Source organism: Myxococcales bacterium (genome assembly GCA_023898405.1).
GTDB lineage: Bacteria > Myxococcota > UBA727 > UBA727 > JABDBI01.
The window spans coordinates 460,955-483,904 of the sequence record CP060221.1 but is presented as its reverse complement, the minus strand read 5'-3'; the positions used below and the strand labels follow the sequence as shown (position 1 = coordinate 483,904).

Below are 22,950 nucleotides of genomic sequence, written 5' to 3'. Positions count from 1 at the left end.
TTTGGACTTTCACTCAGGCTTTGCTGAATTGGCTGATGGCAGGCCTAAATATAAGGCGCAGATGACTTGTCCAAAAAATATGGGAGCGCTAAAAGTTTAAGGGAGAACTTTTTTGGGAAATATGAAATGAGTAAAAAAATCAGCGCCAAGTCAGCTCGACTAATTACAGCAGTTATTGGTTTTCTCATGACGGTGGCAAGCATCTATCTCACCAATCACTATTTTGAGATTCACTTTCCCACTCAGTACAATATCGGTTCCTTTTGTAATATTTCACAGTTTTGGAATTGTGATGCAGCTGCATTTTCACCTCTTGGGAGCGTGTTTGGAGTTCCTACTTCGCTCTTTGGTGTTATTTTTGGTTTTTTCATAATGATCGGAGCGCTGCTCAACACTAAATCTGTGCGCGAAACTAATTTCTTTTTATCCGCGCTCAACCTTTTGGGTTGCGTTGCTCTGTTTATCTATTCGTTAATATTCCTGGGGGGTTTGTGCCCGGGGTGCACAATCTATTATGTGTTATCTTTGTTTTTGATTGCAGTCTTTGTTTGTGCAAAAAACCAAGACCTTCCCAAACCAAAGTTTGCAATTCTATTGGCTTATGGGGGAGTAGGCATAGCCGTTATGTCGGCGTCGTTATTCTATAACAAAGAGCGTATAGCTGCCCAAGAAGTAGCATTGCAAAAGTGGGTTCTAGAGCTAAAGCAGGCGCGAGTCTACGATGATAGCGCTTTAGATTTTTCTTTTGCGTTAGTAAAAGCTACAGACGATTTTAAAAATGCACCTTTGCGCATCACTATATTTTCTGATTTCCAGTGTCCATTCTGTAAAATTTTGGGTAATGAAATTGAAAAAATTTCCTCACGCTACCGAGGGAAACTTAATGTTCGTTATTTATTTTTTCCTCTTGATAGTAAGTGTAATGACAAACTTTCTTCGCAAATGCATCCCTTTGCTTGTGCTGCAGCACGCCTCGCTTATTGTGCCAAAAATAATTTTGTAAGCATTCACGATCAACTGTATGAGCATCAAACTGACTTAAGCGAACAGTGGATTTTGGATAAGAGTAAAGAACTCGGATTGAAAGAATGTTATGAAAACTCTCAGACTCAAGAAGCAGTAAAAGATCTCATCGATAGCGCCGATGGTTTTGACGTGGATGCTGCTCCTCATATGTTGGTAAATGGTCGAAAGATCTCAGGTCTAATTCCAAGCAAAGCTTTAGTTACATTATTGGATGCTTTACTTGTTTCCCATTAAACTCGACTTTGGCCGAAATTTAATATTTCATATGGAGGCAACTATTTGTTTAGGTCACTTGAGATAGAGCGTACAAGATAGCCTCTTCATGTTTTGATTTGAATATCGTTGGTGATAAAAAACGACTATCACACTATAGAAACCATATAGGCACTAAAGTGAGCACAGAATTTTTGCACCAAACTCGGGTTTTTTCAAGCCTAAGGTGCTCTTTGCATTCCTGGAAGGTCACCTCTATCGCCCACCGGCTTGTATAGAGAGATACTATTTGTTCTGGAGTAAGATTGACATCGGTAGAATAGAGATATTCTTCACGGTGGGTACCACTTCTGTCCTGGACATATACCCAACGAACTTTGACAACACCTTTTGCTGCGCGATACCAAAGCCCAGTACCACTTATGAGTCCAACATTCCGTGACTTGCCCCCATACCACGAGACAATGGCCTCTTTTGGTTCGCTTTCAGATACTACTGTTATTGGTCTTTTTATCCTTTTTCCCTTGATCCGTGGACGACCCATTTGCCCTAACTCCTTGGGTTTTGCAGCTTCATGCAATATTGCATCACGGTAAAATTTACTTGCCAAAGTCAGCTTGCTGCCTGAAAATGCTTTTGCACTAGCATGTTGCCCAAATCCTTGGTCACCCACAATAATGAAGCTTAAGTCGGAGAACCTTCTAGCGATCTTTGCTACCAAAAGCCTTGCAATATGTGCTGGAGTTTTATGCCTCTGATTATTTGCTTTGGCAAACACCTTCTTTCCCTTGTGCATCGATCGCAAGCACGAGCGTTTTGGTGCATTGTAGAAGGGTTTTTCTGATTAAAGTCAGAAGAGCAAATGACAAAGCCCAAAGCGAAAATCGATATCGTGAAAACAAATGAAGCCATGGGCAATTGTACGGCTCAAGCCTATAAACCCTAGCCAAATTTGTAATGGTACTTTTACCAACAGTGACGACTCTTGCAACAAAAAATTCTCTAATCCGCAGTAGTGCTGGGACGGTTGAACATCCCTAAAAGTTTTTAGTGAATGCATGAATAATTTGTGGTATGTGCATTTGTCGGCGCCTTGTAGAAAATGTTATTGATTTGCTTTTCTACTCTTGAGGCTGCCGATTTATTCTAATTTCGGCCAAAGTCGAGCTAAAGCCTATACTGCACTACGGGTATAAGTGCCTAATCCTCTGGAATGGGGAAAGCTTCATTAATCTTCATCTTAAGATATTTACTGATATTGCCTGGTCTGACGCCCTCAAGCTGAGGGATATCTTCTGCTTTGAAATAAGGCGCATAAGCTCCTAATATATTCCCCTGTATTTCCGCTACTACCGATTGAATGAGATTATATGTGGCACTGTATAAAAGAGCTCGGTGAATCGTATTTATTATTTTAACGCTTTTACCTTCGTATAATTTATCTAAGGTCTTATCAGTAGTTTCCCCATCAAAAATGTAGGGTTCAAATTCTTTACGAAGCTTACCATTATTAAAAAGTTTGTTTTGAATATCTGTGGGTATAGTATCCAGCATGTTTTTATCATCGCTCGTTAATTCCATTAACTTTTGCGCCTTTTCTAACTCTACAGAATTATTAGAGTCTTTTGCTGACGTGAATATTAATTTTACTGTTTTAAGCCTTCTATATTTCGTTCTTAAATCATCGATTGAAGGATATAGCTTAGCCTTTAGAAGCTGTAAAATAAATCAAAATTTAGGTGGTAAGCCACTTTTCCAATCGCTTTATGCACAAGCTTGCATGAGCGATGTAGTTCATTGATTCCTGGTGGCTTGTACTCTTCTCATAGTTACGAACCAGGCGCCTGTTTCTATTCAACCAGGCAAAAGTTCTTTCAACTGCCCAACGAAATATCTGTGGTACAAATCCCTTTTGTCCTTTCAGGCGTTCTGCCGCTTCGGTGCTTACTCCTACATTCAAGCTTGAACCTACATTTAGATAGGCATTATCACCAAGTATTTTCGCCATCCTGGGAAAGTTTTCACGCTTGTTGAGCTCAACGACTAATCTCTCACCGGCAACCTTATCAGCCATATTTGCTGCAGTGCAAATACACAGCAGCATCAGGCCCATGGTGTCAACAGCAATATGTCGCTTTCTTCCATTTATCTTCTTTCCTCCATCCAAACCTCGGTCATATACCCCAGGCTCAGCCGTCTGGGATTGAGAGTCAACGGAAGAAAGGGATGGAGTTGGTTCTCGACCTGCACAGCTCATCACCATTGCTACAAGAGCAGCATTTAACGCCTGCCACAAACCAGAAACAGACCAGGTGCGAAAGTAATGATAAACGATACCTCGTGGTGGGAAATCATTGGGCAAACAGCGCTACTTGCAACCATTTTTCAAAATATACAAAATGGCATCAACTAAGCTTCGCACGCTATAGAATCGAAGTCTGCCATTTTTTGAATCTGCAGGAAAAATGGGTTCTATTATTTCCCAGGCTGCATCTGATAGGCAGGTTTCATACAAGCGTGACATGGTATTTCCTCTCGAAAAAATCTCATGTCATACTTTCAATTCTCGACGTTATTTTGGGAACCTATTTATCCTAAAAGACTTTTTTTACAGCCTCTTACCGCGAGAAAAATGGCTCGGGGAGAATTGGCACGAATGTCACCATAGGGCGGTAATGGAGCAGGGGGGTAAAGCGGGCTAGGTTAAATTTCCTATCTTCCTCAAGTCATAGCCATTCGCCTAGCGGATTGAAACTCCTCTAGCCGAGATAAGAGGAAAACCGAGATTCCTTTTAACATTTGTCTTTGTGTTTACCTGGTAGACAGTGGAATAAAAATTGCTATAGACAAGCCCAAAAGCAAGACTTTGGTGCAAGACGCTTCTCGTCTTTGTATTCCGCTAAATTTTTTTTTAATTGGAGTGAGTAAATGTTGCGCTGCATTTGTATCTATCTTGTCATTGTATTTTGTTCAGCTACTCCTAGCTTTGCGTTTGGCGGCAAAAACCGTCGGTCCCAGGAAAGTCAAAAAGTCGATTTGAAAACAAGGAGGGACAATCGGCAAAATCAGAATTCGTTTCATAGAAAACATAGCTCGTACCACAGATTTCTTGGTGACATGACGTTAACCTCGCACCAAATAATGGCACTTGGTATGATTTATTTGATCACCGTAAACAGCATACCCGTCATGGCTCAATCTACTCCGCACACAGGCACTCTTTCAAATAGGCAGCTTGATCGCGCGACCGGATTAGTCTGTAACACGGGCAACGAGCTGGTTTGCGATGCTGCGCATGGTTGTGTAGATTTGATGTTAACAACAACCAATGCCATTGGTAGAATCCTCTGTCCTTCAGATACTCCTCACTGCGTTTCAATCGCCAATAATCGGGTTACCTGCTCTGGAGATGGCGCGGTTGTCGAGCATTGCCAAAGACAAATAAATGATCTTGACAAGATACGAAAAGAGGTCGTTCCAGTGACCCCTGCGCACGGCAAGACCAAGGCATACCCAGACGAAACGCTTCCTAGTTTTGATGTATTTTCCGGTTGCCTCGGTTTTCCAAAAGATACCTTTGCCAATCTCGATATTGTTGACCACCCACATGAACAAAAGATTGCTCTTGAATATGACGGAGCTTTCAACGTGAAAACGGCCGATAGCTTTTTGCAAACGCTGCGTGAAGAAAGCCCGTTTTTTAAGTTTATTCTTGACCAAGATTCGCAGTTGATTGAAGTTAACAAGAAGCGCGTCTTTATTCACTATCGAGCTTTTAATACCTATTTGGGCTCTACCCTTCCCAAATTCATGCGAAATGAAGGCGATATCGCATCAGTGAGCTTTCCTTTAGATCACGTGCTAAAGAAAATCATCGCCGCAGTGAGTGGACCCGTCGCTCTCGAGCCAGGTCAAAAGGATGGCCACTTCAGAGTCGCGACTATTACCGATGAGAATTCAGGCGATGAATCAAGCATGCTCAACACAAAAATATACCTTGATCAAAGCGGCAGCATGGACGGCGCTCCCATAGCAAGCCTAAATGCAATGGTTCCCGAATTGCTCGTACGACTTCAAAAAGAGTTAAAGCATGAGCAAATGGTCAATGTCACGGTTTTTACTTTTGATGACAAAGTTCGCGAGCACCAATCCATGAAGATTACCGAAGGAAGTCAAATCCCTCCTTGGCAAGAGGTGCCCACTCTAGGTCTAACCAATCTAATCCCAATCGGTGAAGGCCTGAAATTAGATGATCCTCAGGCACCGCAAATGGTCATTGCATTTACCGATGGTGCACACAATGGTCCGAGCCTAGAAGCCCATTATGATTTTCTTAGTCAACTGCAAGCGTCGGGACAATTTGCCGAGCCTCATCTGTGCAAGGTAGGCGACATAGCTGACCAATACTTCGATCGTATTAGTAAAATTTTTGCAGGTTCTGTTCATCAAGGCAAATCAGTTCCAGAATGCATTGACCACATTATCCAGGCCATCCCAAAACTAATTAAACCTAAAAAGCCCATCGTATTAACGGTCAGAGATGGCAACCTCGTTGTATGGCAACAGGTTGCAACGGGCGTGCAAACTACCTCTGAAACGGTAACTGACGGTGATACGATCACCTTCGGCAAATTCAAAGCAGTGGTAAGTACAGTCCAAGTAAATAAAGAGAGCAAAGAAGAAAAACTCGAGCGCTTGCGTCGTGAAATTGAGGCCCTAGAGTCGGAAAAATAATTGGCAGGCAGGCAAAGCGTGCATTAATGGCGGCCCTCAATAGATTTTTGGGCCGCGAGCTTCTAAATAAGTTCACATTGATGATTTCCGATTTATGTCATTCTTATTCAAACTTCTAAATAAGTTCACATTGATGATTTCCGATTTATGTCATTCTTATTCAAACTTCTATAAAACTTACACACTACTTTAAAATTGAACACTCTTCTAAAACGGGATGATTATTCGTCTTCTGACAAACAATCTCACCAATGATATTATCGGTAGTTATGCTGACCAAGCTTATAATCGGGCATTTAGCACCAATGCTACGCCGGCCTTTAAAGTTGAGAGAAATTTGTTTTGTTATTGTAAAATTACTTCAATTATTAGCAGGCCATCAGTTTATATCCAAGTTCTTGGGCTCGCCTCTCCAAGGATAGCAATTGTTTCGCTTTATACGCCTGTTCGTAGGCGAGTTGGCCAGCTTCGTTAAAACTCTTGCGCTCCCTCAGCATCGTATACAGGATCTTGGCAAGCTTGTGGGCAGTTGCTGTAATTGCTTTTGGAGCACCAAGTCTTGCCCGCATTCGACGGAAATAGGCGCCAAGGGCCGTTTTAGAGCGGTAGAGAGAATTGGCTGCCAGGCGCAGGGCTTGTGATGCTCGATTGGCAGTTGGCTTGCTCCTACTGCTCAAAACCTTTCCACCGGAGATTTTATTGCCAGGGCAAAGGCCAAGCCAGGAAGCAAAGTGTTTCGAGCTTGGCCATTTTGACATATCGGTACCGGTTTCAGCCAGGATTTTTATAATGCTATTGGCTTCCAAACCAGGAATATCTGTGAGATTGACGTGAAGAATCTTTTCCAAAGTGATATCCGCTTCAAAGTGATAGGGGCTGGGATTGGATTTTGTTTTCCTCCGCGCTGTTCGCCGGTTTGTTGGAGATTCCTCCATCGAACTTGGAATCTCAGCTAGGGCTTCTTTTGCTCGTTCAGAAACTTGCCATTTCTTCAGCATTTGCTCTACAGCATCTTCACATTCTAAAGCCTGCTGGTGGAAAAAATCATAAGCCTCAAGTGCGTGTTTCAAGGCTAGTAGATGCTCTTGCCGATAGTTGCCATCGAGAGCTTTGGCTATTTCCTTTTCTTCTTTTTTGCATCGGCAATCTCGATATTTGGCCAAGGCTACTGGATTTCGCTCGCCAGAGACTATCGCCCGAATGATGCTCATCCCTGTAACACCGGTAATGTCTGTTACCACGTGGTTGAGTTGAAGATTCATTTGCACCAGAGCTTTATGCATCAATTGTACTTGCTGCGATGCCAACTCAAATAAACGGCTTCTCTGTCTTACATACCCACGGAATATCACCCCTTCGTCATCAGGGCGAAACGAACCTCGCAGTAACCCATAGGCGTGTAACTGTTGAATCCATTGGCAATCCTTCACGTCTGTTTTTCTACCTGGCACCGTTTTGAGGTAGTATGCATTTACTAGCATGACGTCTATGCCAGCTTGGGCCAAAATATCATAAACCGGGATCCAGTACACACCTGTGGACTCCATCGCTACGCTCTGGATACCATTTTGTTGGATCCACCTCAGCATATTTTTGAGATCTTCTGTGAAAGTCAGATATTCGCGTATCTCTTGGTGACCGTCGGCAAAACCAATACAAATAAATACAGACCTAGAGCCAATGTCTATGCCAGCAACACATGGATTCATGGGTGTTAGCCTAAAAGCAGATGAGGGTTGAGATTTTGGATATTTCTTGTTACTTCTCTTTGTCATGAAAAAAACCTCTTGCATGATCGGTTGTTGTTAAGTCGTTCATACAAGGGGTTATTACTTTTATGCAGGCCCCTCCGGGCTATGCTAGGTCAACACTTATTTTTAGACATTGCCAAGGATGCAGGCCTGGTGGGGAGCTTATAAGTAGGACCAGCGGGCGCATTTGAACGAAAACCTACGGTTTTGAAATCAGTACTTCCAAAGGCCCTCAAACCTCATACTAGAAGTTCTAGTGTAATGTACGGTATGCCGTGGGTCTCGATGTCCAAGGTAGTCTTGGATGAGGCGTAAATCATAACCTTTGTTTGCAAGATAATACCCACAGGAATGCCTAAGCATGTGAGGGTGCACTTTAGTTAGGCCTGCATTTTTAGCCGCCCTTGTAATTATATAATTCACGGGGTTTTAAGTCCAATGGTACAGAAACGTACGCTAAGGGTTTTTAGCATTACTAATTTGCTCAGAATCTTTAACTAATTTGTAAACTGTCGATCGACCAATACCCATTGTGCTGGCTATTTTAGTGGCTCCTAGGCCATCATTTCGTAACTTCATAAGCTGCTTTCTATCTATCGTTGGCTTGCGTCCAAATTTAACGCCTTTACTTTTTGCTTCAATGCGCCCTTCATTAGTTCTTTCCAAAATGCGCATTCTCTCAGCTTGAGCAATGGCAGATAGAATGGTGACAACCATTTTCCCCGTAGCGCCTTCTGTATTGATTCCATCATCCAAGAAACGAATAGCAACTCCGATATCATCAAATTGTTTTACCAGCCTAATCATGTCGGCAGTATCGCGACCTAATCGATCAAGTTTTTTAACAAGTATTACGTCACCTTCTTCAACTTTCATACGCAAAATTTCTAATCCATTTCTTTCCGTGTTTTTGCCCGTTGCGGTATCACTAAAAATTCTTTTCTCCTTCACACCAGCTTCTTTTAGAGCCTTTATTTGGATTTCTAGTGATTGTTGGCTTGTAGATACCCGAGCATAACCAAAAAGTCGCATGATTTTTGTCTCCTAAATCGATTTTTGGATTTATTGTCTATCAATATAGCAAAATACGATTTATTAGACGAGAAAATTCGGGAGGTTATTGGTGTCTCCCAACTTGTAAATTTATAGACACTTTATCGCACTTATTTTGGTTGAAATTTCCTTAGCGTACATATCTGTACCATTGGACTTTAAACCCCTAATAAGGGCTTTCTGGGCGATAGCTTTATTCAAATGCCGCCAATCAAGATAGTTTTTGGCTTTGCACCTGGTTTTTGAGCAGGCCCAAGAACTCATAAAAGAAATTATGAAAACTCTTAAGATTAGTAATGCTGTTTTGGCTCCAAATTACTGGTTTCGTTAGATGGCTGTTTTCAAAAAAAGCGGTTTATACTACTTATAAGCTCCCCACCAGGCCTGCATCCTTGGCAATGTCTAAAAATAAGTGTTGACCTAGCATAGCCCGAAGGGGCCTGCATAAAAGTAATAACCCCTTGTATGAACGACTTAACAACAACCGATCATGCAAGAGGTTTTTTCATGACAAAGAGAAGTAACAAGAAATATCCAAAATCTCAACCCTCATCTGCTTTTAGGCTAACACCCATGAATCCATGTGTTGCTGGCATAGACATTGGCTCTAGGTCTGTATTTATTTGTATTGGTTTTGCCGACGGTCACCAAGAGATACGCGAATATCTGACTTTCACAGAAGATCTCAAAAATATGCTGAGGTGGATCCAACAAAATGGTATCCAGAGCGTAGCGATGGAGTCCACAGGTGTGTACTGGATCCCGGTTTATGATATTTTGGCCCAAGCTGGCATAGACGTCATGCTAGTAAATGCATACTACCTCAAAACGGTGCCAGGTAGAAAAACAGACGTGAAGGATTGCCAATGGATTCAACAGTTACACGCCTATGGGTTACTGCGAGGTTCGTTTCGCCCTGATGACGAAGGGGTGATATTCCGTGGGTATGTAAGACAGAGAAGCCGTTTATTTGAGTTGGCATCGCAGCAAGTACAATTGATGCATAAAGCTCTGGTGCAAATGAATCTTCAACTCAACCACGTGGTAACAGACATTACCGGTGTTACAGGGATGAGCATCATTCGGGCGATAGTCTCTGGCGAGCGAAATCCAGTAGCCTTGGCCAAATATCGAGATTGCCGATGCAAAAAAGAAGAAAAGGAAATAGCCAAAGCTCTCGATGGCAACTATCGGCAAGAGCATCTACTAGCCTTGAAACACGCACTTGAGGCTTATGATTTTTTCCACCAGCAGGCTTTAGAATGTGAAGATGCTGTAGAGCAAATGCTGAAGAAATGGCAAGTTTCTGAACGAGCAAAAGAAGCCCTAGCTGAGATTCCAAGTTCGATGGAGGAATCTCCAACAAACCGGCGAACAGCGCGGAGGAAAACAAAATCCAATCCCAGCCCCTATCACTTTGAAGCGGATATCACTTTGGAAAAGATTCTTCACGTCAATCTCACAGATATTCCTGGTTTGGAAGCCAATAGCATTATAAAAATCCTGGCTGAAACCGGTACCGATATGTCAAAATGGCCAAGCTCGAAACACTTTGCTTCCTGGCTTGGCCTTTGCCCTGGCAATAAAATCTCCGGTGGAAAGGTTTTGAGCAGTAGGAGCAAGCCAACTGCCAATCGAGCATCACAAGCCCTGCGCCTGGCAGCCAATTCTCTCTACCGCTCTAAAACGGCCCTTGGCGCCTATTTCCGTCGAATGCGGGCAAGACTTGGTGCTCCAAAAGCAATTACAGCAACTGCCCACAAGCTTGCCAAGATCCTGTATACGATGCTGAGGGAGCGCAAGAGTTTTAACGAAGCTGGCCAACTCGCCTACGAACAGGCGTATAAAGCGAAACAATTGCTATCCTTGGAGAGGCGAGCCCAAGAACTTGGATATAAACTGATGGCCTGCTAATAATTGAAGTAATTTTACAATAACAAAACAAATTTCTCTCAACTTTAAAGGCCGGCGTAGCATTGGTGCTAAATGCCCGATTATAAGCTTGGTCAGCATAACTACCGATAATATCATTGGTGAGATTGTTTGTCAGAAGACGAATAATCATCCCGTTTTAGAAGAGTGTTCAATTTTAAAGTAGTGTGTAAGTTTTATAGAAGTTTGAATAAGAATGACATAAATCGGAAATCATCAATGTGAACTTATTTAGAAGAAGCAACCCTATTAATCAGTTGACATATTACAGGTTGTTAATAATTTAAATAAAAATTACTCGAGCATATAATTTATGACAAAAATAATATTTCTTTCATTTTTACTAAGCATTTCGTTATCAGCAGTGCAAATACCTTGGGCAAAGCAGGGCTCAACGGGTGATATGGTAGAAGCTGATTCAGCAGTTAAAAGCGATGGACCATTTTTTTGTTTTGAATGCAATGGCGAACTTATTTTGCGTCAAGGCCAGATTCTTGCGGCACATTTTGCTCATAAGCATGATGCAAATATTAATTGCAGCGGAGGAATTGAATCGTGGCAGCATGTACGAGCAAAAGAACTATTGGCTCACAATTTAGATGCCTGGAAATTTGTGTTCACATGTTCTCATTGCCACCTGCAAAAAGGACTTGCTCATTCTTTCAAAGCGATGGAGGGTTTTATTGGCCACATAGAATATTCTTACGATCGTTTTTTTATTGACGTCATGGTGGTTAAAAATTCTATTGAAATTGCTGCTCTTGAAGTTAAATTTACCCACGCTGTTGACGATGAAAAAAGACAATTTTTTAAGTCACGCGATATTCCTATTTTTGAGGTTAAGGCTGAGCAAATTATTCAGGCCTATGAAGAGGGTTCTTTTGAAGCGCTGGTTCAAGAAAGATGGCTTTGCCACAAGTGCGAGCAAAAAAATCGGCGGCCTTGTTTTCAGTGTAAAACATGGCAATCAAAAGATCTTCTTGTTGAAATACCTTCCCCACCTGGGCACCGCTATCCTTGCGCTTTTGTCTGCAATACATGCAGCGCACAATGCCCTGATTGCCAAACATATACCACTAAACATCACATCACCCTTGATGGCCGTTGTTGTTTGTGCAGTCAACAAATAAAGACATGGAACAGTAAAGTTCAAAAACTTATTAAAGAAAAAAACTTGGATGGACTTGAGTCCATCATGAGTGCAGCGCCAAAGGGCATAGACATCAAAGAACTCAAGGAAAAATATGAAGAGATAAAAGCTGAGCGTGAAGAGTTAAACGCAAAAAAGCGCGAACATGAAGTTCAGCTGAAAAAGCAGCGCGAGCATGCATTACTCGAGCAGTGGAAACTAAACGTTGATCAAGCGCTTCAAGAAAAAAACTATGGCCACATAAGAGAGCTGTTACAAAGTGCGCCTGATAATTCTGAAATTGCAAAAGAATATGAGATGCTTCAACAACAACTCTTAGAGCTAAAACCTCGCTGGCAAAAGCATCTACAAGAAAGAGCTGAAGAAATCATTGCAACCAACCGTATAAGCTTAAAAGTACCTTTTATAGATCGTCATTCGGTGGAAAAACTCGGTGGGATTTGGTACGGCGATGAAAATTATGTTGTTGCCGCTAAACATATCAAAGCGTGCTTAAATTGGCTTAAAGATGGCCCAGAAATCCTGCCGCTGGTAGAGCCTTGGTTAAAACAGCAACTAAAAAAGAAGAGCCCTCAAAAAAGACGCACGCAACATAGGCCAACCAATCCTTTGCAAAAAAAGCAGTGTATTACTAATTTTTTTAAACCGAGCCCTAAAAAGGAATAAAACAGTTCACTGAGCACTTAGCATGAGCAGGGAAGAGTTCCTCGAAAATACTTCCGTAGTGCAGTAATAAGGGCTTTCTGGGCGATAGCTTTATTCAAATGCCGCCAATCAAGATAGTTTTTGGCTTTGCACCTGGTTTTTGAGCAGGCCCAAGAACTCATAAAAGAAATTATGAAAACTCTTAAGATTAACCTGAAGTTTGCTCTCATGATTGATCACATCTTTTTGTTGACAAAGTCGTTTAAGCATTTTCAAGTTTAATTTGATGTGATCAAGTTTTTCAATGAATCATATAAGAACAGAATTTATAGAATCAAATCTTGGTGATAAGCGCTTAACTAAGCGCCTTTTATCAATTGTTAGCTCGGTTATTGAAAGTCCAGAGAAATCTTTTCCTGAGGCATTTAGGAGTTCGGCAGAATTAGAGGGGTTCTATCGGTTTGTGGAAAATCCTTACATAGAAATAAAAGACATTTTAGAACCGCACAAGCAAGCTACTTTAAAGCGTATGTGCAATAAGAATAATGATATTATTATTGCGCATGATTCGAGTGAGTTTGTATTTTCAGGAAAGAGACGAGACCTTGGAACAACCTCACTAGGTAAAAGTGCAAGCTTCTTTGGTCATTTCAGTTTAGCTATTTCTGCGTCAGATAGAGAACCATTAGGTACATTGGGGTTGCATTGTTTTAAGCGCGGTGAAAAAATCAGTCCTTATGCACTCAGAAAAAAAGGGATTCTTACACAGACTCAGTCTCGTCGCCTGCCATCGGAAAAACAAAGATGGAATGACGCAATCGATAGCATTTCTAAACTCAGCGAAAGCGCTAAAAATGCAATCCACGTATGCGATAGTGAAACAGATAGTTATGCTTTGCTTGCTGATTTATCGAACAAAGAACATCGATTTATTGTTAGGGGCTGCTATGACCGCGCCCTTGTAAACGGCAAGCATTTACGCGAGGAATTTGCAGAAGAAAGCAGATTGTTTTCTAAAGAAATACATCTTTCTAGAAGAAATAAAAAATCCGGCGGGGCTAATAATAAAAGGCTTGTTAAAAGAGATGCCCGCAATACGATAGTAGATATTAAAGCAAAACAAATTACATTAAAAAGATCAAACTGTGTAGATAAAAAATATGCATTATCTTTAGATATAAATGCTGTTCTTATTCTAGAGCGAAATCCGCCTAAAGATGAAAAGCCTATTGAATGGATTTTACTCACTCAAGAACCAATCGCTTCGCGCCAAGATATCGAAAAGATTATCGAATGCTATTGCTCACGTTGGGTCATAGAAGAATACTTTAAAGTCCTTAAAACTGGATGCTCATATGAAAAAAGACAGTTAGAAAGCTTTCACAGCCTGAAAAATTGTTTGGGAGTCTTTAGAGGCTGTAAAAAAAATCAAATCTCAGGTGGTAAGCCAATTTTCCAATCGTCTGATACATAATCTTGCATTAGCGATGTAGTTCATTGATTCCTGATGCTTTGTATTCTTCTCATAGTTACGCACCAGACGCCTATTTCGATTCAGCCAAGCAAAAGTTCGTTCTACGGCCCAACGAAATATTTGTGGTACAAACCCCTTTTGCCCTTTTAAACGTTCCGCAGTTTCTGTGCTTACGCCTACTCTCAAGCCTGAAGACAAATTCTTATATGCGTTATCTCCAAGAATCTTCGCTAATCTGGGAAACTTCTCGCGCTTATTGAGCTCAGTAACCAATTCCTCGCCGGCAACCCTATCAGATACATTTGCTGCGGTACAAATGCATAGGAGCATCAATCCCATCGTATCAACAACGATGTGGCGCTTTCTTCCATTAATCTTCTTTCCCCCATCCAAACCACGCTCATCTACTCCTGGTTCCGCTGTCTGTGATTGGGAGTCGATGGAAACAAGTGAGGGGCTTGCATCTCTGCCAGCACAGGTTCTGACTATTGCCACGAGAATGCAGTTTAAGACCGCCCACAAACCAGAAACAGACCAGGTGCGAAAATAGTGATAGACAATACCGTGAGGAGGAAAGTCATTGGGTAAACAACGCCACACACAGCCGTTCTTTAAAACATAGAATATGGCATCAACTATGCTCCGAAAGCTATAGACACGACGTCTGCCTCGTTTGGCGTTAGCAGGAAAAAGTGGCTCAATCACTTCCCAGGCACAATCTGACAAACAGGTCTCATACAAGCACGACATGATATTTCCTTTCAAAAAGGTTTTCACGTCATACTTTCGTCACAGCGACATTTATTGAACCAGAATTGCCAAATTGATTTTTTTTACAGCCTCTTATACCAATAGCCTGGTTTCTCCTGCGGCTACGCAATAAAGCAAATGAAGCAAATAGCTCACCAGAACTTTATATACCGCCTCCATTATTAGCTATGCTGCAAAATTATACCGCGGAATCATTGCTTACTGTCGATGAAGTTTTAAGGCAAATAGCAAGGTTGGGAGGACACATTAAATATAACGGTCCTCCTGGATGGCTCGTCTTATGGCGAGGGCTTAGAGAACTTTATGCTATGTATAAAGGTTACCAAATCGCCGAATCTATCTTGTCAACAAAAAGATGTGATCAATCATGAGATATCGCTTAAGCCATTTTTGGTTTTGCCGGTCTGAAAGTATATGCGGCAAGACCTGCAAGCACGTTGACAAAGAATGCTCTGATTGAACGGTGTCTCGTATGCTCGATTTGGAAGATATTTTTTAGCTGATCGTTTACCGTTTCAATTAAGCCTCTGGCTCTCAAACATTTTTTCTCAAACGATGTTAACACGCGTTCGAAGCTCATGTTTTCTTTGACTTTAGTAATAAGTTTTATGCCCTTTTTTGCTAATCCAAATTCCAAATCATCGCTGATGTAGCCGCGATCTGCGATTAGCAAGCCTGAACGGCATTTCATAAGTTCTTTGACGGGTGCTCTATCATCACAATTGCCTGGGCTTAGTTTATGCGCCAGGATTTCACCTTCATCGTTTAATACCAGGTGAAGCTTCAGTCCGAAGAACCATCCCGTCGTCGTTTTAGCTGCTGCCGAAATAGATTTTAAAACTCGATTGCGGTAACGACGATTGAAGTGACAGGCTTTAATCGACGTAGAGTCAACAAAGGAAATGCCAGTATTTTTACCTCAATTTACCGTTAAAAAGATTTCAATAGGTAGTGCTATTTTTGAAGGTAGCAACGTTAAACGCTGGTAGCTGGGGAGTCGTGGAAAAAAGTCTTTAAATCGTGAGCACAGCAGCAAAAAATAGAAAGCTTTAAATGTTCTTACCTGGCTACACTGAAAAAATATCGCTATGGTCATGAGCTCACTCAAGCTCAACGTGTCTGAACAAAATCGTTTCTTGAAGCCAAATTCCTTAAGCATATATCGCAAGCGCTCTTCATACACCTTGCAAAAATCGTCTACTTTGACAAATATCTCAATGAGCTGTTCTTCCATGGCTACTTTCCTTTGCTGGGAAAACTAACCATATGGAATGAATGGCTTTTTTCGATCAGGGTCCCTTAAATGATATTCAGGTAAATTAAATATCTGAATTTATTCTTGCATTATATTTTTTAAATGTTACCCATCCATAGTATCTCGTTTTAAAAAAAAGTAAATTATATAAAATATAATACTAATAATAAGAGGTTAAATATGAAGAATTTTTGCTGTTTTTTTGTCTGCCTGTTTTTTACAGGCCTGTCTGTCAATGCGGATAATACTGAGCTGCAAAAGCGTGTGTTAAAGATTGGAGAAAACTCAACAACTGTAAATGAAATTAATGAACTCTTAGCTAATCATGAAGAATATAGAAATGAACTGTTAAGCACCTTAACAGAGAATTTGATAACTTTTATTAGTGAAAAATACCATGACGCCTATGAAAATCATGCCAAGCTAGCTGCTATACAAGTTGCCCATTATGTTGTATTTATGGATGCTACCTGTTCTACTGCCATGATGAATGCCTATAGGACTGCAGATAATGCTGCCAATGCTGCCTGGAATGCTGCCGTGGATTCTGCCTGGATTGCTGCCAGGAATGCTGACTATAATGCTGCCTGGAATGCTGCCTGGAATGCTGCCAGGAATGCTGTTTGGAATGCTGCCAGGGATTCTGCCAGGAATGCTGCCTGGAATGCTACCAAGAATGCTTTAAAAAAACTTAACCTTACTGACTCGGAAAAGATAGGACAAACAGCTTGGCAACTTACTGAGCTTTATATGCTGGCATTTGTTGGACAACCTCAAGGCGCTTTTATTAATACGCATTTTGTTGGAGGTTATGATGCTGTTTTTAATGTTCTGGAAAATGATAATGGCTTTAATACTCAATTCGATACAACCGAGAAGTTGTTAGATCATATAGCTGGGCACACCTGGAACAAACCAACTGAACTAAATAAAGAACCGCTAGCTAATAACCCCTACATACAAAGCTTGATGTTTGTAGTTGATCCTGGAAGCCGTTTTACATCTCAAATTGTAGAATATTTGGCAAGTAAAGATCTGCTAAAAATAAACCCTAGACCAAAACTTCTTAAAAACGCTAATAAAGTTTGGTAAACTGCTGCACCCCCACCCCATAGGCACAAGCTTTTGGGGTATAGATTTGCAGGAAGCAACGCCTTAATATTTTTAACAAATTAAACATCTGAATTTTTTCTTGAATTATTTGGTAGTGTTGCAAAAAATCCTGATTTAGTGAATGGGCTCCATTTTTACTACTATTGAGGGATGAGAAAACACACTTCATCAGATTTTAAATGGCGCCATTATCAAGGCGAAGCAATCCTTCTTTGCGTACGTTGGTATCTTTGTTACAGGGGCAGTTATCGTGACCTAGAAGAGATGATGAAAGAGCGTGGTCTAAATGCCGATCATACAACAATCTACCGATGGGTTCAGCACTATGCTCCCAAGATATAAAAGCGCGCCAGCTACTTTTTGAAATCACCAAATGATTCTTGGAAGCTTGATGAAACCTACGTCAAAGTAAAGGGGAAGTGGCTCTATCTCTATAGGGCTATCGATTCACGGGGACAGACTATCGATTTTTATCTTAGCAAAACCCGAAATAAAAAGCAGCTAGCTGAGCTTATAATTTTGTAAGCTTTAGTTTTTACCTTATAGGATTTTTAGCATGAAACATATCGATGAAGAACGTTTAGAAAGTGACAATTCCTACCGTTTTGAGTATTTAGCGGAATTTATGGGTTTTAGCTCTGAAGATATCAGTGCCATCCATGGGGCAGCAGATTTTCTAGCGCCCTTGGTGCCACAACTCGTTGATCAGGTTTATGAAAAACTCCAAGCTCAAGATGCCACCTGGCGCCATTTTTTACCAAGACAGCATGGCTACACTGGGGAAATACCAAATAAGCTCGAAGACCTTAAAGCTGATCACCCGCAAATAAGCTTTCGCAAACAACATCTCGCCCGGTACTTAGAACGCCTTGTCACCATGCCTTATAATGATTGCATGGTTAAATACCTAGATATGGTGGGCAAAATCCACACTTATTGGGCTGGCAATCCAGATATTTATATCCCGAATGTGCAGATGAATGCTTTAATGGGTTTTGTGAACGACGCTATAAATAAAACTATTTTGGAGTCAAACTTAGATTTTGCCATAAAAGCTAAGGCTATCAGGGCTTTTGGTAAATTATTGTGGCTACAAAACGACTTCATCCAAAAACACTACAGTCAAAAAACGCCAAACCACTGATTGTCCGTTATTTTTTGCTAAAAAAATACATAAGAAAATCAAGCATTTTGCTTAAGAATAATTTTTAGTTTAATCCGTTAATTTAGTTTAAAAAAATCCTTAAATATTAAGTTCTTCACTTTGTTAATTAATCAAAAAAAGTAACTGCAAGAAAGTCTTAAAATCAAAGGTGTTAGATGAACGCAAAAATTAATTGTAAAAAGGCGATGTTACGGGTGCTTCTTCTGGAATAGGACAGGCCCTGGCTTTAGAATTAGCTAAGCAAGGCTTAGATCTTTTTTTGACCGCGCGTTCTAGTGACAAGCTTGAAAAACTAGCCGGTGAGTTAAAGCAAAACTACGGTGTCGCCGTCCAGACCGCCTCGGTGGATTTGGGTTGTAAGGAAAGTGTCAAAGATTTAGCACAAACAATTTTAAACAGTGAGGAGAATTTTGATTTACTGGTCAACAATGCGGGTTTTGGAAAGTGGGGCTTATTTAGTGACATACCTTCTGAAACTTATTGGGACATGATTAACCTAAAAACATAAGCGTCCTGGTGGAGCTGTCTTATGCAGCCGCTAAAAAATTTAAGGCACAAAAGAAGGGAACCATCATCAATATTGCATCAACCGCCGCCTTTTCGCCCATTCCATATGCGGCAGTTTATGCTGCTTCAAAATCATTCAAGCTTTAAAAAATAATTATGCCGCACATTACTGGCGAAAAAAACCGCCAAATAATAAAAGCAGCCTCACAAATACCTCGAAAAAAATTAATTGAGGCAGCTAAGATTGGATTTAAGGCTTTAGCTATTGGACTAAATTATTAAATATGACGAGGCGTTTTTATTCATTTAAGGATAGAAATCGTAGAAAAATCTCAGTTTGATTTTTGTAGCACAAAATCCTTGGTTAAAGATTTTTCTCAAACAGAGATTTTTAAGGAAATAGATCAAATAAGGTATTGAAATTAGAAGACAATGACTTTAAGGAAGAAGGTCTGTATATTTTTGCCACAATATTACTTAGAAAAGATTTATGAAAGCTTATATCTCACACCTTTTTTTATTCTTGTTCACAAACATTTTATTTTCATTTTTTGTTTGCGGTGCATCTCTCGACTCGCAAATTGTTACTGATTTTTTTAAAAATCAAGATTTTAAGTGCTTATTAGATAAAGCAAAAAATGATGAAGAAATCATTATAGGCTTGCATGAATTTAAATTCGATCTAAATAGCTCATGGCATACTATCAATAAAGACAATATTAAATTTGTTAAAACCTCGGATTCACCTATAAACAATGTACATTTTGGAGCTGAATACTATTTTAATAAGGTAGAAATTAACGAGAACAATACTATTCGCGTAATTTTTGAGACGCGATATAACCCACATATTTCTAGCATGTTTAAGCACGAGTACGAAGCTACTAGCCCAAAATGCTATTGGTGGGAAGTACATAATAGTGACCAATATTCGCCACTATATTTTGTTGCTTTCACGTTAAAGCTTAGCCACAGTAAAATAGTTTCATAACCTAGCTTTAGTCCTTTTTTAAATACCATTTGAACCTAGGTATCGGTCAGAGTGTAATTTTTCCAAACGATCTTGTCGATTCCGGCGGGTAGGACCACACTTATTTGCTAGAAAGTAGCTTATTTGGCCTTAATGAATCCATGCTAGGCAGGGAATTTAGGAATAAGGATCCTCGTTTTTTTTGTCCTAATTTTCAAAAGACCCTGCCAAATGGCATTTTTACATGATCTAATCCGGGGCTAAAGAGAAATTTGGGCTTTGTCCTTCTATAAGCCTTGGGGAGAGTCTCCTCGTTTAGACATCACAACAAACAGCTCAACGTTCGCATAAGTTAGCTTGGCGGACGAAGGTTAAGAAAATGTCCTATGGAAATGGCGCTCAGCTCAAGTTCGATTATTGGACAGAAAGCCTGACATTTATGCTGGGGGAAAAAATAAGATAAGTGATCTCGATAATTTCGGTGCGCATTTTAATCCCTAGTGTTTCTGGAATAGCAATTTCAATGGATGAAAGATTTGGTCGATAGGTTAGATGCAACTTTTCAGATTCGAGGTAATTTTCTAGTTTTAAGCATTGCTCGGCTTCTGAGTCTTTGAGATAAATCATAGCGAGTGCTAGTTTAAGCGCGTACCTTTGGGTTTTTATTGTATTGCAAATTGGATCGGAGCTTTTCAAAATAGGCTCAAGCGTTTTATATGAATCATCTGCCAATTTTGCGAGCAAAAGAGAATGCTTTTCCCGTCTTGAGAAGTCACCTTCCTCAAGGTCAAAGCCGCTTAAAGCTGGATAGGCCATAAGAAAAAATGTGAGCACTAAATATTTCATAACATTCTCCCAAAGAACGGTAAGATAAAAGTTTGTGAACGGCGCTGTCGCACAACTTAAACAAATAAGTCCAATAAAAATATTTGCGCTAATGAATTAATTTCGTAAGCCCAACAAGGGCAGCTTTAAAAAAGGATTGAGTAGAGAATATCTTTAAAAGCAAATATACTCGACTGGGTTTGATGAGAGCGGACCAAAAAATACCTGGCGTTTTAGTAGTCAATAGGAACTGAGCATACAAAGTTACAGCCCACAATTGATTTTTAGGTTGTGGGCGTATCAATATGCACTAACCCAATTAACTAAGACAAGCTCAAAACCAGTATCTTCTAAATATTTTTGGAAATCTGGGCAATGATTATATCCGTAAAGGATACATAGTTTAGAGTGTTCGTTATTTTGTAATATTTCTTCAAGCTTAGAAAACACAATTTGGTTTATATTTTTTATGTCTTCAACTTGTCGTTTAAATTCATCTTCTACCACGTCGTCGCAGATATTTTTATGAAATTTTAACGAAGTATCCTCAAATAATTGGCGCAATCCTATAAATGATGCGGTTTTACTCAGTAAAGGTACGCCAGCGTATTCCAGCAATAATTCGCAGATATTTAATAGGGCAACAGGAAACTTATTGAGTGGAAACAGCACGCGATTCATTAGTAGCTGCTCTGAGTTTTTGAGCGTATTATGAAAATTTACTTTAGTAAATTCATCTGGAGGATAGTCAGCGTGAATTAATTCACAGGCTTTTTCGTAAGAAAGGCCTCTAAACTGATCACATGTCGCTCCAACTGAAAGAAATATAATTTTGTTGAGACAAGAGCTGTCGGAGGCTAATGACATGTAGCTGTATATTGTTCCAAGATTTTTAGATAAATAAATATATCGAGCGGCAGATTTTTCACTCAAACTTGTATATGAATTTTGTAAATCCTTAATCATATCAGCAGTAGCGTATTGTAGTTCATATAAGACCGCTTTGTTGTCGATGGCAGAGGATGCCTCAGTAAAAAAATCTTTTTGGGCATAGTGAGAAACAGCAATTACTGTAATTTCGACCCCATCTTTCTGAAATGTTTTGAAGGCGAGTTGTATTTTCCCAGCAAATTTTCTCATAAACGAAAAATGCTTGTCATCGCCTTGAGCATCAAAGGCAAAAGAGAAAGAAACTACAAACAAAAAAGTGATAATGCAAAAAAAAATTTTGGTATTAAGCATCATAAAAAGACCTTAGATACTATAAACTTCAAGATATAATTACAGCAATAAAAATCCTATCGATGATATGTTAGAGCCATTAAAAAACCAGTGAGCTTGCGAAATAATTTTTCCTGTAGCTCAGCATGGGATAGGTTTAGTAAATGTGAGCTTTATTCAAATGCCGCTAATCCTATTAGTTTTTGGCCCTTGCGTAGTTTTTCTGGTGCTCAATAATCGTCATATCAATCGTAAATCATTATGAGATTTAAAATGAACAAGACCTATATTGTAACAGGGGCATCGAGAGGAATTGGATTTTCAATCTCACAGCGTCTCTCGCGCCTAGGCCATCACGTTATTGGGTTGGCACGTTCGACGAGCACTGAGAAATTTCCTGGTGAGTTGATTTCTATTGATCTTGCCCAAAACAAAGATGACGAAATCCTCCATCGCATTGCTGCTGACAATCAAATCGATGGACTCGTTAACAACGTTGGTGTTGCAATCCCTGCTGAATTCAATGCGATTAGATTTTCCGATTTTTCTCAAGCCATGAATCTTAACCTTTTCGCTGCTATTCGCATATGCCAGATTTTTGCGCCAAGGATGCAAGAAAAGGAAAAAGGAAGAATCGTAAATATTGCAAGCCGAGCAGTATTAGGTCTTTCAGGTAATAGCATGTATGCAGCCTCCAAAGCGGGATTAGTTGGTTTCGCAAGAAGCCTTGCCTTAGAACTTGCTGAGTACGGTATTACAGTAAATACTGTGGCACCTGGACCAATCGAGACAGAAATGTATCGCAAGCATCGCCCAGAAGGAAGCTCCTTAGCGAATGAGAGGCTTATGAAAATACCGTTAAAACGAATCGGGAAGCCCGAAGAAGTTGCCGCAGTAGTTGAGTTTTTGTTGTCAGATGATGCGGGATTTATCACCGGGCAGACTATATTTGTCGATGGTGGCATGAGTATTGGCTAATGTTTATCACTGCTAAATAACAGACTAAAGCCATCTCGATGAAGACTGAAAACACAAATTGGTGCCTACCCGGGTTTGGCAGTTAATTTTCTCGAAACCTTGCCCCAATAGAATTTTTGATGGAACTTGTACTTGGGCTAAATCAAAAAGCTTTTATGGCACTTCAA

At 40.3% G+C, this 22,950-nt stretch carries 25 protein-coding genes; 13 read left to right on the top strand and 12 right to left on the bottom strand.

Annotated features, from left to right (window positions below):
• Positions 1-126: 126 nt before the first annotated feature.
• Positions 127-1,260 carry a thioredoxin domain-containing protein gene (locus H6731_02340; protein ID USN51265.1) on the top strand — a complete coding sequence of 378 codons (1,134 nt, stop codon included), beginning with the start codon at positions 127-129 and terminating at the stop codon, positions 1,258-1,260.
• A 133-nt stretch (positions 1,261-1,393) separates the two neighbouring features.
• Here H6731_02340 and H6731_02335 read toward each other — a convergent pair whose 3' ends face one another.
• The 4 genes from H6731_02335 to H6731_02320 all read right to left on the bottom strand — a co-directional run bounded on the left by H6731_02335 (position 1,394) and on the right by H6731_02320 (position 3,763).
• On the bottom strand, positions 1,394-2,017 hold the full coding sequence (locus tag H6731_02335) for a transposase (GenBank protein USN51264.1): 624 nt from the start codon (positions 2,015-2,017) through the stop codon (positions 1,394-1,396).
• A gap of 422 nt (positions 2,018-2,439) precedes the next feature.
• Positions 2,440-2,820: a hypothetical protein gene (locus H6731_02330; protein ID USN51263.1), complete on the bottom strand. Its 381-nt coding sequence runs from the start codon at positions 2,818-2,820 to the stop codon at positions 2,440-2,442.
• A 154-nt stretch (positions 2,821-2,974) separates the two neighbouring features.
• Positions 2,975-3,601 (bottom strand): IS5 family transposase, encoded by a 627-nt coding sequence (locus H6731_02325; GenBank protein USN51262.1) that lies wholly within the window; start codon positions 3,599-3,601, stop codon positions 2,975-2,977.
• Between the two features lie 6 nt (positions 3,602-3,607).
• Complete coding sequence (locus tag H6731_02320) at positions 3,608-3,763, bottom strand: transposase (GenBank protein USN51261.1); 156 nt, start codon at positions 3,761-3,763, stop codon at positions 3,608-3,610.
• Between the two features lie 956 nt (positions 3,764-4,719).
• On the opposite strand from H6731_02320, the gene H6731_02315 reads away from it, so the two are divergent.
• On the top strand, positions 4,720-5,973 hold the full coding sequence (locus tag H6731_02315; GenBank protein USN51260.1) for a hypothetical protein: 1,254 nt from the start codon (positions 4,720-4,722) through the stop codon (positions 5,971-5,973).
• A 368-nt stretch (positions 5,974-6,341) separates the two neighbouring features.
• Here H6731_02315 and H6731_02310 read toward each other — a convergent pair whose 3' ends face one another.
• The 3 genes from H6731_02310 to H6731_02300 all read right to left on the bottom strand — a co-directional run bounded on the left by H6731_02310 (position 6,342) and on the right by H6731_02300 (position 8,756).
• Complete coding sequence (locus H6731_02310; GenBank protein ID USN51259.1) at positions 6,342-7,748, bottom strand: IS110 family transposase; 1,407 nt, start codon at positions 7,746-7,748, stop codon at positions 6,342-6,344.
• Positions 7,749-7,937: 189 nt separating this feature from the next.
• Positions 7,938-8,147, bottom strand: a complete 210-nt coding sequence (locus H6731_02305; GenBank protein ID USN51258.1) for a tyrosine-type recombinase/integrase — start codon at positions 8,145-8,147, stop codon at positions 7,938-7,940.
• 33 nt (positions 8,148-8,180) lie between these two features.
• Positions 8,181-8,756, bottom strand: coding sequence for a recombinase family protein (locus H6731_02300; protein ID USN51257.1), 576 nt, complete (start codon positions 8,754-8,756; stop codon positions 8,181-8,183).
• A gap of 528 nt (positions 8,757-9,284) precedes the next feature.
• Here H6731_02300 and H6731_02295 point away from each other — a divergent pair.
• The 3 genes from H6731_02295 to H6731_02285 all read left to right on the top strand — a co-directional run bounded on the left by H6731_02295 (position 9,285) and on the right by H6731_02285 (position 13,978).
• Positions 9,285-10,691, top strand: a complete 1,407-nt coding sequence (locus tag H6731_02295) for an IS110 family transposase (protein USN51256.1) — start codon at positions 9,285-9,287, stop codon at positions 10,689-10,691.
• 331 nt (positions 10,692-11,022) lie between these two features.
• Positions 11,023-12,525: a hypothetical protein gene (locus H6731_02290; protein ID USN51255.1), complete on the top strand. Its 1,503-nt coding sequence runs from the start codon at positions 11,023-11,025 to the stop codon at positions 12,523-12,525.
• A 283-nt stretch (positions 12,526-12,808) separates the two neighbouring features.
• Positions 12,809-13,978, top strand: coding sequence for an IS4 family transposase (locus H6731_02285; GenBank protein ID USN51254.1), 1,170 nt, complete (start codon positions 12,809-12,811; stop codon positions 13,976-13,978).
• Here the strand turns inward: H6731_02285 and H6731_02280 are convergent.
• The gene (locus H6731_02280) at positions 13,940-14,755 is read right to left on the bottom strand and encodes an IS5 family transposase (protein USN51253.1); all 816 of its coding nucleotides are present in this window, start codon (positions 14,753-14,755) and stop codon (positions 13,940-13,942) included. The genes H6731_02285 and H6731_02280 overlap by 39 nt on opposite strands.
• Positions 14,756-14,916: 161 nt before the next feature.
• Between H6731_02280 and H6731_02275 the strand changes: the two genes are divergently transcribed.
• On the top strand, positions 14,917-15,120 hold the full coding sequence (locus tag H6731_02275; GenBank protein ID USN51252.1) for a hypothetical protein: 204 nt from the start codon (positions 14,917-14,919) through the stop codon (positions 15,118-15,120).
• Positions 15,121-15,128: 8 nt separating this feature from the next.
• Here H6731_02275 and H6731_02270 read toward each other — a convergent pair whose 3' ends face one another.
• Positions 15,129-15,653: an IS982 family transposase gene (locus H6731_02270; GenBank protein ID USN51921.1), complete on the bottom strand. Its 525-nt coding sequence runs from the start codon at positions 15,651-15,653 to the stop codon at positions 15,129-15,131.
• A gap of 15 nt (positions 15,654-15,668) precedes the next feature.
• Entirely contained in the window at positions 15,669-15,983 is a 315-nt protein-coding gene (locus tag H6731_02265) for a hypothetical protein (protein USN51251.1), read from the bottom strand.
• Between the two features lie 201 nt (positions 15,984-16,184).
• On the opposite strand from H6731_02265, the gene H6731_02260 reads away from it, so the two are divergent.
• The 6 genes from H6731_02260 to H6731_02235 all read left to right on the top strand — a co-directional run bounded on the left by H6731_02260 (position 16,185) and on the right by H6731_02235 (position 18,936).
• Positions 16,185-17,096: a hypothetical protein gene (locus tag H6731_02260; GenBank protein ID USN51250.1), complete on the top strand. Its 912-nt coding sequence runs from the start codon at positions 16,185-16,187 to the stop codon at positions 17,094-17,096.
• Between the two features lie 171 nt (positions 17,097-17,267).
• Positions 17,268-17,459, top strand: a complete 192-nt coding sequence (locus tag H6731_02255; GenBank protein ID USN51249.1) for an IS6 family transposase — start codon at positions 17,268-17,270, stop codon at positions 17,457-17,459.
• 18 nt (positions 17,460-17,477) lie between these two features.
• Positions 17,478-17,642 carry a DDE-type integrase/transposase/recombinase gene (locus tag H6731_02250; GenBank protein ID USN51248.1) on the top strand — a complete coding sequence of 55 codons (165 nt, stop codon included), beginning with the start codon at positions 17,478-17,480 and terminating at the stop codon, positions 17,640-17,642.
• Between the two features lie 31 nt (positions 17,643-17,673).
• Complete coding sequence (locus H6731_02245) at positions 17,674-18,261, top strand: protoglobin family protein (protein ID USN51247.1); 588 nt, start codon at positions 17,674-17,676, stop codon at positions 18,259-18,261.
• A 229-nt stretch (positions 18,262-18,490) separates the two neighbouring features.
• The gene (locus H6731_02240) at positions 18,491-18,790 is read left to right on the top strand and encodes an SDR family NAD(P)-dependent oxidoreductase (protein USN51920.1); all 300 of its coding nucleotides are present in this window, start codon (positions 18,491-18,493) and stop codon (positions 18,788-18,790) included.
• An 8-nt stretch (positions 18,791-18,798) separates the two neighbouring features.
• Positions 18,799-18,936 carry an SDR family NAD(P)-dependent oxidoreductase gene (locus tag H6731_02235; GenBank protein ID USN51246.1) on the top strand — a complete coding sequence of 46 codons (138 nt, stop codon included), beginning with the start codon at positions 18,799-18,801 and terminating at the stop codon, positions 18,934-18,936.
• Positions 18,937-20,173: 1,237 nt separating this feature from the next.
• On the opposite strand, the gene H6731_02230 is transcribed toward H6731_02235, so the two are convergent.
• A complete protein-coding gene (locus H6731_02230; protein USN51245.1) occupies positions 20,174-20,605 on the bottom strand; it encodes a hypothetical protein in 432 nt (143 codons plus the stop codon).
• Positions 20,606-20,884: 279 nt separating this feature from the next.
• Entirely contained in the window at positions 20,885-21,829 is a 945-nt protein-coding gene (locus H6731_02225) for a hypothetical protein (protein USN51244.1), read from the bottom strand.
• 249 nt (positions 21,830-22,078) lie between these two features.
• On the opposite strand from H6731_02225, the gene H6731_02220 reads away from it, so the two are divergent.
• On the top strand, positions 22,079-22,783 hold the full coding sequence (locus H6731_02220; GenBank protein USN51243.1) for an SDR family oxidoreductase: 705 nt from the start codon (positions 22,079-22,081) through the stop codon (positions 22,781-22,783).
• Positions 22,784-22,950 lie beyond the last annotated feature (167 nt).